Genomic DNA, 13,066 nt, shown 5'->3' on the forward strand with positions numbered 1-13,066 from the left:
GAAAAAAGGGGAAAAGGGGAACAAGATCCGGGTCGCCATTCGGGGGGCGGCCCGGATCTTTCCGTTCGGTAGAGTTCGGCCCACGAGAAGGGGGACCGCGTGCTCGAAGCGACCGGACTCACGAAGTCCTACGGCGACACCGTCGCGGTGCGAGACCTGACGTTCACCGCGCAAGCCGGTCGCGTCACCGGGTTCCTTGGGCCGAACGGGGCAGGCAAATCGACCACCATGCGGCTGCTGCTGGGGCTCGACGCGCCCACCGCGGGCACCGCGCACATCGAGGGCAAGCCGTACCGGCAGCTGTCCGATCCGCTGCGCACGGTCGGCGCGCTGCTCGACGCGACGTGGCGGCATCCGGGCCGCTCCGCTCGCCAGCACCTGCGGTTCCTCGCCGCGACGAACGGGCTGCCGGACCGGCGTGCCGACGAGGTGCTGGACCTCGTCGGGCTGTCCGCGGTGGCCCGCAAACGGGCGGGCTCCTTCTCGCTCGGCATGCTGCAGCGGCTCGGCATCGCGAGCGCACTGCTCGGCGATCCGCGCGTGCTGCTTTTCGACGAACCGGTGAACGGCCTCGACCCGGAGGGCGTGCAGTGGGTGCGCCAGCTGCTGCACGGCCTCGCCGCGGAAGGCCGCACGGTGTTCGTGTCGAGCCATCTGCTGCCGGAGATGGAGCAGGCCGCGCAGGATCTCGTGGTGATCGGCCGCGGCCAGCTCATCTACCAGGGCACCATGGCCGATTTCGTGGCCCGCGCCGGTTCGCGCGGCGTCCGGGTGCGCACACCGCACGCCGACGCGCTGCGGAAAGCGCTCACCGACGCGCGCGCGGTTTTCACCGAGGAATCCGGTGCGTTCCTGGTGTCCGAAATGGACAGTGACGCGATCGGCGAACTCGCTTTCGCCGCGCGCGCCACGCTGTACGAGCTGAGCCCGCTGGCCGGTTCGCTCGAGCACGCCTACCTCGAATTGACCGGCCAGGCGGCCGAATTCACCACTGGAGGTGCGCGGTGAATCTGCTGCGAGCGGAACGGATCAAGCTTTTCAGCACTCGCGCGCCGTGGTGGTGCGCGCTGATCGCGGTGGCCGCGCCGATCGCGTTCACCGCGTTGTTCCTCGGACTGTCCGGGGCCGAGGTCACCGCGGACGTGAGCAATACTCAGCTCGCCACGGGCACCGGCCGCACAGTCGCGCTGGTGCTGGCGGTCCTCGCCGCGACGGCCGACTTCAGCTGGGGCACGCTGCGGCTCACCTTCCAGGCGGTGCCGAAGCGGACGCCTGCGCTCCTCGCCAAGGGTGCCGTGGTGTTCCTGGTCTGCGCGGTGCTCGGCCTCATCGCCGGGGTCGGCTCGTGGGGGCTGGCGCATCTCGTCCGGCCGGACGCCGACCTGAGCCTGCACTCCGGAGCGGACTGGCGGATCGTCTTCGGCCAGGTGCTGACGTTCGCGCTGACCGGTTTGCTCGGCGTCGGCGTCGGCCTGCTCCTGCGCAATTCCGCGCCGGCACTGGCGATCGTGCTGGTGTGGACCCAGCTGGTCGAGGGCCTGGTGCTGCTGATTCCCAAGATCGGCAGCGATCTCTACCTCTGGATGCCGTTCTACGCCGCCTCGCAGTTCGCCGGTGGCGATTTCACCAGGACGTCGCTGAAACTGTCCGCACCTTTCGGGCCGTGGGGATATCTCGCGTATTTCGCGGCGATCAGCGTGGCGTTGTTCGCCGCGGGCGTGGCCTCCGCGAATCGGCGGGACGCCTGACCTGCACGTGCACATTCCCGATTGCGCAGCGGGCATTCGGATTAAAACTGTGTAAACCGGTGTGGCTTCTCTCACAGCGAGCGGACATACTGTCAGAAACCCACGGATATTCGTAGCAGAGCCCCGTCTCAGCTCTCCGGAGGTGAACCGTGACGGTGGACGTTGATCAGAATCTCGTTTCCCGCGACGCTGCGGTACCAACCCCTCGCCTCGAGCCGATGCTCGACCTCGAATGGTCCCAGGCGATCGAACTGCCCCGCTTCGCGCTGCCCGCGACCCGGCCGGCAGAACTGCGCCAGGCGTGGGTGCACCGCGCCCCCGAGGACGCGGTGCTCGGGCTGTACCGGCGGGCGAGCGGAACCGACGAAACGCTCCCCGCGCCGTGGTGGCTGCGCGCGGTCGCGAGCGGAAGGCTCGATTCGCGCGAACTCGGCTTCCGCATCGAAGACCGGGTCGCGCAGCTGCTCGGCAAGCGGATGGGCTGGGAGTTCGTGCCGTGGGCGGCCGACGGCGAATCCGGGTACTGGGAGTTCATGCCGTCCGAACGCGGCAAGTCCGGCCATTCCATCCCGACGACGGTGCTGAACACCGACCGGCACGACGGCTGGATCGACGTCCTGCCCGCGCATTCCGCCCGCGCGCCGGAGCCGGTCGCGGTCGCCGGACTCGCCGGACTGCGGTCCCGGCTCGGGGAGTTCGAAGCGGTCCGCTGACGCGCCCGTATGTTGTCCGGGTGGAAAACGAGGACCAGCCACGGCTGCGCAGCGTGGTCAGTTACGTCAAACGCGGCGGGCGGATGACCGTCGGCCAGCAGCGGGCCTGGGAAGAACACTGGCCGCGGCTCGGCCGGACGGTGTCGCAGCTGCCCGAGGGGCCGGTCGACTTCGCCGAATGGTTCGGCAGGGAAGCGCCGGTCATGCTGGAGATCGGCTCCGGCATGGGCGAGACGACCTCGCAGCTGGCCGCCGCCGCGCCGGAGCTGAACTACGTGGCCGTCGAGGTGTACGACCCCGGGCTCGGGCAGCTGATGCTGCGCGCGGAAAAACTCGGCGTGACCAACCTGCGGATGCTGCACGGGGACGCGGTGGTCCTGCTGACGGCGCATGTCGAGCCGGGCTCGCTGTCCGGGGTGCGGCTGTTCTTCCCGGACCCGTGGCCGAAGAAGCGCCACCACAAGCGGCGGATCGTGCAGCCGGAGTTCGTGGCGTTGATCGCGTCGCGGCTCGCACCCGGCGGGACGTTCCACATGGCGACCGACTGGGAGCACTACGCCGAGCAGATGCTCGAGGTGTGCTCGGCGGAACCCGCGCTGCGCAACCGGTACGCCGACGAGCCCGGCGGCTGGGCGCCCCGGCCGGAGTGGCGGCCGGTGACCAAGTTCGAACAGCGGGCGGACCGCGAGGGACGGGTTTCGCACGATCTGATCTTCGAGAAGCGCTGACCGGGCCGGATTGAGCTGGCTTTGAGCGGAGCCTCGGCTGAGGCGCTGATCTCGGGCCGACCTGGCTGACCTCGGCCGGGCCTTGAGCGCGAGGCTCGGCTGGCCTGGGGCTGAAGCGCCCCAATGCCACATTGGGTGCGTCACATGCACCCAACGCCACATTGGGTGCGTCACATGCACCCAATGTGGCATTGGGGCGCGGGTCGCGGGGCGGGCAGGGTCGGCGGTCGGCGGTCGGCGGTCGGCGGTCGGCGAAGTGAAGCAGCGAAGCGAAGCAGGCGGAAGTGACGAAGGGCCGTCGCCGGGTTCCCATCCCCGGCAACGGCCCTTCGCTTCTTTCACCCCCGGTGCCGCCCCTCCCCCGACGAGGGGCGGCCGCCAGCTATTCGTCGGCCAGTGGTTCCGCCTGCACCCGCTTCAGCGCGGGCGTGCAGACCGACGCACCGAGCACCGCGACCCCGATTCCCAGCACCACCGGCGCGGCGATCCACGGGCTGAACACGACCGACCCCCGTTCCATCGTCGCCATGAACAGCCCGAGCCCGACCACGACGCCGGTCACGCCCGCCCCGATGGTCGCGACCAGCGCGGGCAGCGCGGCCTCCATCCGCAGCGCACGCGACAGCACCCGCACCGGCGTGCCCGCCGCCATCAGCGCACCGAACGTCCGCCTCCGGTCCATCACCGAGCCCGCGGTCGCGACCGCCGCGCTGCAGCCGGCGAGGATGCCTGCCGCGATGAGACCGATCACGGTGACTCGGCGCAGGTCGCTGAGCTGCACTTGCTGTCCGTAGAGGTACTGCTCGCGGCTGCCGATTTCCTGCCCGACCGCGTTCGGCACCAGAGCGGTCCGCACGGACTCGCGGTTGGCTTCGGCAGTCGGCACGACCAGGGTGACCGTGCTCGGCTTGACGCCGGCCGGCACCGCGGACGGGTCGATCACGTATTCGCCGTAGTTGTTGTGCTTCTCCGGGCGGTAGGTCCCGGTGGTGACCGCGCCGAGCGGGGTGCCCGGGCTGTCTTCGCCGCCGTACCGCGCGACCCGCAGGTTGTTCGTGTCCAGCTGGTACGGCGTGTACAGCCCGACACCGGGCTTGCAGTCCTGCTGGGTGATCCCGAGGCGGGTCAGCTTGGCGGCGTCCGTGCAGGTCATCACGTACGCGCGCTGCATCGACCGGTAGTTCCCCTCGCCCTGCATCACGAAGACGCTGGCCACCGGGACGACGCGTTCGGACAGCCCGGCCTTCTCGAGCGTGGCGTTGGTCCGCGCGGTCGCTTCGGGGGCCCGGTCCGCGTTGACGTCGACGTACAGCGCCGAGTCCACGTACTGGCGTCCGCCTCCGGCGAGCGATTCGATCGACGGCAGCAGGGTGAGCGCCATCGACCCGGTGAACACCGCGAGCACGATCCCCGCCGAAGCCCGGTAGGAGCCCTTCGGGTCGTTGCGCAGCCGACGTCCGGCCAGCAGCGACGACGGCCGCCGCCAGATCCGCACGAACGTGCCGCCGACCGCTGAGGTCACCCAGGGTCCGACCACCATCGCGGAAGCGACCACCAGCAACAGGCCGAACAGCACCAGGTTGCCGCTGCCGCCGCTGCGGGCGCCGAAAACTGTGTAGAAGAAGAACAATCCGGCCGCGGGCAGCGCGAGCAACCGCCACCAGCGCAACGGTTTCACGGTGTGCCCGCCGCTCGCGAACAGCGGCGTACGCACCACCCGGCGCAGGCCGAGCACCCCGGCGAGCACCACGAGCACCGGCACCAGCAGCACCGCGAGAACGGTCAGTCCGACCGGCAGCGCGAAGTCCGACGCCAGCCAGGTCCCGCCGTCCCACGGCACGAACGTGGCCATCCCCCTCAGCGCCGGGCTCAGCAGCAGACCGAGCAGCGCGCCGACCCCTGCGGACAATCCGGTTTCGGCGGCGACCATCGCGGTCACCTGGCCGGGAGTCGCGCCGGCCAGCCGGATCGCGGCGAGCCGCTGTTCGCGGCGGGCCGCGGTGAGCCGGGCCGACGACGCGACGAGCACCAGGCTCGGCACGAGCAGCACGATGATGCCGACCCAGGACAGCACCGTGAGCAGACTGTCCGGATGCCCCTGTCCGCTCGGGAAGGCCGAGGCCGGGAAAGCGTCCTGGCCGGGCTGGTCCTTGTGCCCGTACGGACGCATCTCCTGCGTGCTGTGCCCGACGAGCGCGACGAGCTGTTCCGGATACCGCAGCGCCTCGTCGCCGAACGCGGCGACCGGTTTGCCGAAGCGGTTCCCGAGCTGGTCGGCCGGGGTGGCGTTCAGCAGTTTCCCGAGCGCGGGCGACACGATCGTCTCGCCGGGGCCGGGCAGCCGCGGGATGCCAGGGGGCAGACGCAGCGAGCCGGCCTGGCCGGTGACCGCGATGTCGACGCGGGCGACCTGCTTGCCGTCGAAATAGTCCTTGGAGGAGTTGACGAGCAGGGCGTTCTGCTGGCCGGAGTCGTAGCGGCCGCTGCTCTGCCACAGCGCCCGCTGCTCGCGCGCCTGAGTGGCGTACGGCAGGGTCGCCAGCAGCAGGACGAGCCCGGTCGCGACGGCGACGCCGACCGCGGTGAGGATCGCCGAGGTGCGGGTCCGCCGGTCGCCGCGCAGCACCCGCAGGGCGAGCTGGAACGGGTTCATGCCGCCAGCCTCGTCGCGATCAGGCCGTCGCGGATCGCCACCGTGCGCGGCATCGATTCGGCGAGTTCCCGGTCGTGGGTCACCACGAGCACCGCCGCGCCGGACGCCTGCGCGGCGGCCAGCAGAGCGTCCATCGTCTCGCGGCCGGTGCGGGTGTCGAGCGCGCCGGTCGGTTCGTCGGCGAAGATCACCTTCGGCCGGTGGGTGAGCGCGCGGGCGATCGCCACGCGTTGCGCCTCGCCGCCGGAAAGCTCGCCGGGGAGGCGGCCTTCCTTGCCGGCCAGACCGAGTTTGCCGAGCCATTCCCGCGCCGCGGCGATCGCTTCGCCGCGGGTCCCGCCGGCCAGCAGCGACGGCAACGCGACATTCTCTTCCGCGGTCAGCTCGGACACGAGCATTCCGGACTGGAAGACAAAACCGAATTCGGTGCGGCGCAGTTCGCTGCGCCGTTTTTCGCCGAACTGGTCGATCCGCTGTCCCTGCAACCAGATCTCACCGCTGTCCGCGCGCAGGATGCCCGCCAGCACGTGCAGCAGCGACGTTTTGCCGGAGCCGGACGGGCCGACGATGGCGATCGCCTCGCCCGGCTGGACGTCGATGTCGATTCCGGCCAGCGCGTGCTGCTGTCCGTAGCGCTTAACCAGCCCGCGCCCCGACAACACCGGTCCGGCACTCAGGTGTGGATTCGTCATCCGCCAGCTCTCTCCCTGTCTCCGTCATTCGTCTTCGACTGCGACGGAAAGCAGCTTCGCGGATTCGCCCGAGTGTCCACTTCGGGCAGACGGCCGGTACCTGAGCGGCCTTCATCGGCCGATCGGCCGATGGCGACGGACCACGTGGCCAAGGTGCGCGAGGACGCGGATCATCTACCGTCACGGTGTGCCGCACACCCCGCCGTCGAAAACCTTTGCCGCGCGGGCGACCGAACTCGCCCGCAGGCTCGACATGTCCGTGCTCGTGTTGCTCGCCGCGCTGGCGTTCGACGTCGTTTTCGTGACCGACGCGGCACTCGACAACGTCGGCCCGCGCTTTATCGATCTCGGCCTGTTCCCTGGCGTTTTCGCGATGGCGGCGTGCGCGTTCTGGGCCCGCAAACGGGCGGCGGTGGCGGGCGTCTTCGGTGCGCTGACGCTGATGTTCTGCACCTTCGCCATCCGCTACCTCTCCATTCCGACCTACTCCAGCGTGCTGGCGAATCTGTCCATCACCGAGGTGGTGGCCGGGATCGAAATGGTCTACTTCCTGGCCCGCCGGGCCCGCCCCGGGGTGGCGTTCGCGGTGATCAGCGCGCTGGTCATGGGCGCGCTCACCGCGGTGTTCGGCCGCGATTACGACGGCAGGCTCTACTCCAGCAACATCGCGCAGTCGTTGCTTTTCGGGTTCGCGCTCCTCGTCGTGGCCGTGATCACCGGCGCGATCGGCCGCCCGCGCCGCGAACGCGACCCGGCGACCGTGGAACGGCTGCGGAACATGCAGCGGTTCACCGAATTGGTGCGCGGCCAATGGCCGTTGATCGGCATGCTCAGCATCGGCGTGCTGATCGAATTCGGCTACACCTACGAAAGCGGCAGCCGCGGTTTCCCGCTGCTGGCCTGCTCGATCGGCGCCGCCGCGGTGACCGCGTTGTCGCCGCGCCGCCCCCGCGACGCGATCCTGGTGGTGGCCGGGCTCCTCCTGCTGTCCGCGCTCGCGACGCCGTTCCTGCATCCCAGCCACAGCTATCAGCTGCTCGGCGGCATCCCGCCGACCCAGATCGTGGCCGGGTTCGGCGTGGTCGTGAACGTCGTGCGGGCGGTGCCGCTCGCCCGGGCCTGGCCGCGGATCGTGGTGCTGTCCGGCGTGGTCGCGGTCGGCACGGTGCTGAACTTCGGCCCGTACCGCACCGGCAGGCTGCTCACCGACCCGGCGGTCCTCGGGACGCTCGCCACCGTCGGGGTCCTGCTGCTCGGCATCGCCATCGCGATCGGCCTCTACCTGCGTTCGCGCGACTCCGAACGCGCTCAGGTGGTGAAATCGGCGGTCACCGACGCGCAGACGGCCGAGCGGATGGCGCTGGCCAGGGAGCTGCACGATGTGGTCGCGCACCACGTGACCGGGATCGTCGTGCAGGCGCAGGCCGCGCGGATGATGGGGGAGAAGAACCCGGAACTCGCCCTCGAGGCGATGGGCCGGATCGAGAACGCCGGGGTGGAGGCGCTCGCCGCGATGCGCCGCCTGGTCCGCAGCATGCGCGGCGACGCACAGGCCGGCAGCAGCGAGTTCACCGAGCAGGCCACCACCGACCTGGCTGCTGACCTGCGCAAGCTCGTCGAGGCGAACAACCACGGCATTCCGACGCAACTGCGGCTCGACCTTCCGGCGAACCTGCCGCACGAGGTCGGCCGGTCCGCGCTCCGGCTGATCCAGGAGTCGCTCACCAACGTCGGCAAGCACGCCTCGGACGCCACCGAGGCGCTCGTGCTGGCCGAGGTCGTCGACGGCGAACTGCACTTGCGGGTGACCGACAACGGCAGCGGGCAGACTCATCGTCCGGCCGGCGGGTCGGGCGGATACGGTCTGGTCGGCATGCGCGAACGCGTCGCGCTGCTGCACGGCAGGCTTTCGGCAGGCCGCGAGCCGAACGGCGGCTGGCGGGTCGAGGCGTGGCTGCCGCTCGAGGCGAACGGGGAGACAGACGGGTGATCCGGGTACTGATCGCGGACGACCAGGAAATGGTGCGGATGGGATTCCGCATGATCCTGGACGCCCAGGACGACATCGAGGTGGTCGCGGACGTTCCGGACGGGGTCTCCGCGGTCGCCAAAGCGCGCGAACTGCGCCCGGACGTCTGCCTGCTGGACATCCGCATGCCGGGCCTGGACGGGCTGGAGGTCACCCGGCAGCTGGCCGGGCCGGACGTCGCCGACCCGCTGAAGGTCGTCGTGGTGACCACCTTCGACCTCGACGAATACGTGCACACCGCGCTGCGCAACGGGGCGAGCGGCTTCCTGCTCAAGGACGCCGGGCCCGCGCTGCTGATCGAAGCGGTGCGCGCGGCCGATCGCGGCGACGCGCTGGTGTCGCCGCAGATCACCGTGCGGCTGCTGAAGCATTTCGACGGCGGCACCACCGCCAAGCGCGAGGCCCCGGCTCCGTCGGAGCCGCTGACCGCGCGCGAACTGGACGTGGTGAAGGCCGCCGCACGCGGGCTCACCAATACCGAAATCGGCGCGGAGCTGTTCCTGTCGCTGTCGACGGTCAAGACGCATTTGGCTTCAGTGCAGGGCAAAGTCGGTGCGCGCAACCGAGTCGAAATCGCAGCTTGGGCCTGGCGTAGCGGCGTAGTGGATTAACCGCTACTGGGACGCCCGTACTATCTCGCTATGTCGCGTCGATTCCATGCCCCTGTGGTTCTGCCCGCCGACCTGTCCTGTTCGCTGCTGCGCGACGCCGTCGTGGATGTCGACGACGAGGGCCGGATTTCCTTCGTCGGACCGGCTTCGAGCGCGCCGGAGTTCGCCGGCGAGACGACCCGGCTGACCGGAATCCTGTTGCCCGGCTTGGTGAACGCGCACGCCCACAGCCCGATGACGCTGCTGCGCGGGATGGGCGGCGACCTGCCGCTGCTGCGCTGGCTGCGCGAGATCATCTGGCCGACCGAGGCGAAACTGAAGCCCGCCGACGTGCGCACCGGAATGCTGCTCGGATCGGTCGAAATGCTCCGGCACGGTGTGACGACCAGCGCGGAAATGTATTTCGAGGGCGAACAGCTCGTGGACGCGGTGCTCGCCACCGGCGGCCGCGTGCTCGTCGCGCCGCCGGTGATGGAACTGCCCGGGATGGACTGGCGATCGACGCTGGCGGCGATCGACCGCTGGATCGACGCCGACGGCCTTCGCTTCGGTCCGGGCGAACGGATCGAGCTGAGCTACGGCCCGCACTCGGCGTACATGCTGAACCCGGACGGCCTGCGCGCCACCGCGGAATCCGCGGCCGCGCGGGGTGCGCTGGTGCAGATTCACATCGCCGAGGCCGCGGCGGAGGACCTCGAGCAGCGCAAGGAGTACGGCTCGGTGCCGAGGCTGCTGGATTCGCTCGGCATGTTCGACGGGCGCACGCTCGCCGCGCACTCGATCCATCTGTCGGACGAGGACATCGCGATCTTCGCCGCGCGCGGCGTGGGCATGGCGCACTGCCCCGGTTCGAACGCGAAGCTGGCGTCGGGGATCGCGCGGATCAAGGACCTGCGCGCGGCGGGCGTCGCGATCGGCCTCGGCACCGACGGCCCGGCGTCGAACGACGACATCGACCTGTGGGAAGAACTGCAGCTCACGGCGATGCTGGCGCGGCTGGCGAACGACGATTCGACGGTGGTGACCGCCAAGGACGTCTTCCTGATGGCCACTCGCGGCGGGGCCGAAGCACTCGGCCGCCACGACATCGGCGTGCTGGAGCCGGGCCGCTGGGCGGACCTGGTGCACGTCGACCTCGACGACCCGGCGTTCGCCGCGGGTCTGGACGTGCCGGACGAGCAGCTGCTGGCGAACCTCGTGTGGGCGGCCGGTTCGCGCCGGGTGCGCGAGGTGTGGGTCGCGGGCGACCAGGTCGTCGCCGACGCCGAGCCGACGCGGGTCGACCGCCGCGAGATCCAGGCGACGGTGGCCGACACCGCCGCCAGGCTGCGCGCCTGACCCGGTCCGTGAAGGACTCATTGAGGGAATCTGATTCCCTCAATGAGTCCTTCACGGACTTCAGCGAGGGCGTACCTGGATTTCGGTGATGTGGGCTTCCGGGGTGGCGGTCACGGCGGTGAGGACGGCCGTCGCCACAGAGTCCGGGCGCAGGTACTTGTCGGCCTCGTAGCTCCCGCCTTCCTGGGTGCGGACATTGCGCTGCATGTCGGTATCCGTGCGGCCGGGGAAGACGGACGTCACGCGCAGGTCCGGTTCCTCGGCGCGGAGTGAGTCGGTGAAGGCGCGGACGGCGAATTTGCTTGCCGCGTAAGGACCCCAGCCCGGACGAGCGGTGTACCCGGCACCGGAGTTGATCACCACGACGTGGCCGTGCGCGGTGCGGAGCGCGGGCAGCAGCAGCCGGGTCAGTTCGGCCACCGCGAGCACGTTCACCTCGAAATTCGTCCGCCACACCGACGACGGCGCGTCGGCGACCGTGCCGATCTCGCCGGTGCCCGCGGAGTGGACGAGCACGTCCAGGCGGTCGATCTTGCTCGCCGCGGCTTCGAGCGACGCGGCGTCGGTGAGGTCGACCGGCCACGGCTTGGCACCGGGCAGTTCCTCGGCCACCTTCGCGAGAGCGTCGGTGTCGCGTCCTCCGAGGAGCAGCCGATGCGTCGGGGAAAGCTGGTGCGCGATAGCCGCGCCGATGCCCCGGGAGGCACCGGTGATCAAGGCGAGCGGAAGGTCGGTCATACCGGCCACGGTAGGCGTCCTCGGCGCGTTCGCCAGTCCGGGGAGTCGTCGATCACTTCGCCGGGGCGCACTGCGCCGCGGCCGCCGGATCGCGCGAGTAGCGGATCTCCGTCCGGTGCACCGAGCCGGTGAAATTGTCGATAAACCGACTCCAGGTGAGCGGGGCGCGGGTCGAGGCGAGCACTTCCCGCACGTCTGGGCAGCGCAGTGCCTGACGGGCGGCGTCGATCTCGACGGGCTGGAACATCCGGATCTGGCCATCGGTGGCGTAGTCGCCGCGTCCGGCTTCGGCGATCTCCCAGGCCGCGACCAGCCACTTCGAGTGCCCGGGACGGCCATTGGGGATGGACGACGAATGCGCGGCGAGGTCGCTCGCCAAGCCGTAGCCGTCGTGGATGCGCACGTCGAGCGACACGATGTTGCTGATCGCGCCCATGCTGTCGGCCGCCATAGTCACGTACGGCCGGTCGGTCGGGAAGCGGAACCACTGCTTCACGTCGCCGTAGCTGTAGACGAGCACCGCTGGCTGCTTCGTCTCCTGCACCGCGTCGACGGCGCGACGGACGACGTCCTGTCCCAGGTAATCCGTCGCGAGCACCGGGTGCTCGTGCCCGGTCGCCCACGACCAGTAGCCGCGTTCGTCCGTGACGCTCACCGCTTCGTGCGTGTTCTCGTACGGCACGCGCAGCCAGCCGCCCGCGACCACCGCCCACGTGGCGACCCCGGCGGCGCACGCGATCGTCCGCCGGGTCACCGGGATCGCCATGACCGGAAGCAACAGCACGAACAACGCGGGCAGCAACATCCGGCCGTGCATGAAATCGCCGCCGACCCGCACGACGTACAGCGCGAGCAAAAGCGCGCCTGCCACCGAAGTCAGCAGCAGAATCCGGGACCGGCGGGCCAGTACTGCGGCGATTACGAGCAGCAGCAACGGAACCCACAGCACGTACGGGTTGAACAGATCAGCCAGGTACGCGAACCCGCGCGGCCAATCACTGTTGGCCGCTTCCTTCGCGAGCGCGGTGTTCGGCGTGAGCAAACCGTAGTAGCCCATCCGAAACACCTGATACGCCACCGGAATCGCGATTCCCGCGCCGAACCAGCCGAGCGCGGTGAGCCAGCGCGGCCGAAGCAGCAGCACGAGCGCGACGAACCCGACCACGCTGAACAACGCCAGATCCGGCCGTACGAGCGGGCCAAGGCCGAGCACAATCGCAGTGACGACCGGTGCTTTGCCGCGCACCAGCAGCCACCAGCTCAGCCCGAGCCACAGGAACACCAGGCCGGTTTCCAACCCGGAAGTCGCGAAGTCCCGGAACGGCGGGAGCGCGCACACGACCAGCGCACCGGCGGGGGCCACCGGCCCGGCGTACAGCCGGCGGGCACCGTCCAGGCCGAAGAAAAGACCGCCGACCGCGCACAGCAGGCCGACGAGCACCGCGATCCATTCCAACGGCGGACCGGGAATCGTGCCGACCCCGGCGAGCAGCCAGGTCCACAACGGACTCGTGCTCGCCTCGACGCGCTCGCCGACGTTGAACACCGGCCCGTTCCCGGCGAGGATCTGCCGGACGGTGCGGAGCACGAGCAGCCCGTCGTCGCTCATCCACCGGCGCTGCCAGGCGAGCACCGTGTACAGCGCGAGGACCGCCCCGGTGGCGGCCCACGTCCAGGTCATCGGGCGGCGATACCACGGGGTCGGGTCGTCCGGCGGCGCGCCGGCGGCCGCGGTCATGATTGGTCCAGACCTCCCCCGAGACGTGATGTGCAGCCACAGTCTCGCATCCGTCTGGAAGTGACGCTCGGTGGTCGC

The 13,066-nt window shown here is 70.2% G+C and carries 11 protein-coding genes; 7 read left to right on the forward strand and 4 right to left on the reverse strand.

The window, feature by feature from the left end; all coding sequences use genetic code 11:
- Positions 1 to 99 precede the first annotated feature (99 nt).
- The 4 genes from ACWGIC_RS23625 to trmB all read left to right on the forward strand — a co-directional run bounded on the left by ACWGIC_RS23625 (position 100) and on the right by trmB (position 3,189).
- The gene (locus ACWGIC_RS23625; protein WP_452078108.1) at positions 100 to 1,008 is read left to right on the forward strand and encodes an ABC transporter ATP-binding protein; all 909 of its coding nucleotides are present in this window, start codon (positions 100 to 102) and stop codon (positions 1,006 to 1,008) included.
- On the forward strand, positions 1,005 to 1,748 hold the full coding sequence (locus tag ACWGIC_RS23630) for a hypothetical protein (RefSeq protein WP_452078109.1): 744 nt from the start codon (positions 1,005 to 1,007) through the stop codon (positions 1,746 to 1,748). The genes ACWGIC_RS23625 and ACWGIC_RS23630 overlap by 4 nt, the downstream gene beginning before the upstream one ends.
- Positions 1,749 to 1,966: 218 nt before the next feature.
- Complete coding sequence (locus ACWGIC_RS23635) at positions 1,967 to 2,461, forward strand: hypothetical protein (RefSeq protein WP_378308959.1); 495 nt, start codon at positions 1,967 to 1,969, stop codon at positions 2,459 to 2,461.
- Positions 2,462 to 2,481: 20 nt separating this feature from the next.
- On the forward strand, positions 2,482 to 3,189 hold the full coding sequence (gene trmB, locus ACWGIC_RS23640) for a tRNA (guanosine(46)-N7)-methyltransferase TrmB (RefSeq protein WP_452078110.1): 708 nt from the start codon (positions 2,482 to 2,484) through the stop codon (positions 3,187 to 3,189).
- A 382-nt stretch (positions 3,190 to 3,571) separates the two neighbouring features.
- On the opposite strand, the gene ACWGIC_RS23645 is transcribed toward trmB, so the two are convergent.
- Both ACWGIC_RS23645 and ACWGIC_RS23650 read right to left on the reverse strand, forming a co-directional pair.
- On the reverse strand, positions 3,572 to 5,842 hold the full coding sequence (locus ACWGIC_RS23645) for an FtsX-like permease family protein (RefSeq protein WP_452078111.1): 2,271 nt from the start codon (positions 5,840 to 5,842) through the stop codon (positions 3,572 to 3,574).
- Entirely contained in the window at positions 5,839 to 6,534 is a 696-nt protein-coding gene (locus tag ACWGIC_RS23650; protein WP_452078112.1) for an ABC transporter ATP-binding protein, read from the reverse strand. The genes ACWGIC_RS23645 and ACWGIC_RS23650 overlap by 4 nt, the downstream gene beginning before the upstream one ends.
- A 187-nt stretch (positions 6,535 to 6,721) precedes the next feature.
- On the opposite strand from ACWGIC_RS23650, the gene ACWGIC_RS23655 reads away from it, so the two are divergent.
- Genes ACWGIC_RS23655 through ACWGIC_RS23665 form a run of 3 tightly spaced genes read left to right on the forward strand, consistent with a single transcriptional unit; the run spans position 6,722 to position 10,512 of the window.
- A complete protein-coding gene (locus ACWGIC_RS23655; RefSeq protein ID WP_452078113.1) occupies positions 6,722 to 8,524 on the forward strand; it encodes a sensor histidine kinase in 1,803 nt (600 codons plus the stop codon).
- On the forward strand, positions 8,521 to 9,174 hold the full coding sequence (locus tag ACWGIC_RS23660; RefSeq protein WP_043831721.1) for a response regulator: 654 nt from the start codon (positions 8,521 to 8,523) through the stop codon (positions 9,172 to 9,174). The genes ACWGIC_RS23655 and ACWGIC_RS23660 overlap by 4 nt, the downstream gene beginning before the upstream one ends.
- Positions 9,175 to 9,204: 30 nt before the next feature.
- Positions 9,205 to 10,512 carry an amidohydrolase family protein gene (locus ACWGIC_RS23665; RefSeq protein WP_452078114.1) on the forward strand — a complete coding sequence of 436 codons (1,308 nt, stop codon included), beginning with the start codon at positions 9,205 to 9,207 and terminating at the stop codon, positions 10,510 to 10,512.
- 60 nt (positions 10,513 to 10,572) lie between these two features.
- On the opposite strand, the gene ACWGIC_RS23670 is transcribed toward ACWGIC_RS23665, so the two are convergent.
- A complete protein-coding gene (locus ACWGIC_RS23670) occupies positions 10,573 to 11,250 on the reverse strand; it encodes an SDR family oxidoreductase (protein ID WP_452078115.1) in 678 nt (225 codons plus the stop codon).
- A 52-nt stretch (positions 11,251 to 11,302) separates the two neighbouring features.
- A complete protein-coding gene (locus ACWGIC_RS23675) occupies positions 11,303 to 12,988 on the reverse strand; it encodes a hypothetical protein (RefSeq protein ID WP_452078116.1) in 1,686 nt (561 codons plus the stop codon).
- Positions 12,989 to 13,066 lie beyond the last annotated feature (78 nt).

This window comes from Amycolatopsis sp. NPDC054798 (assembly GCF_053611505.1).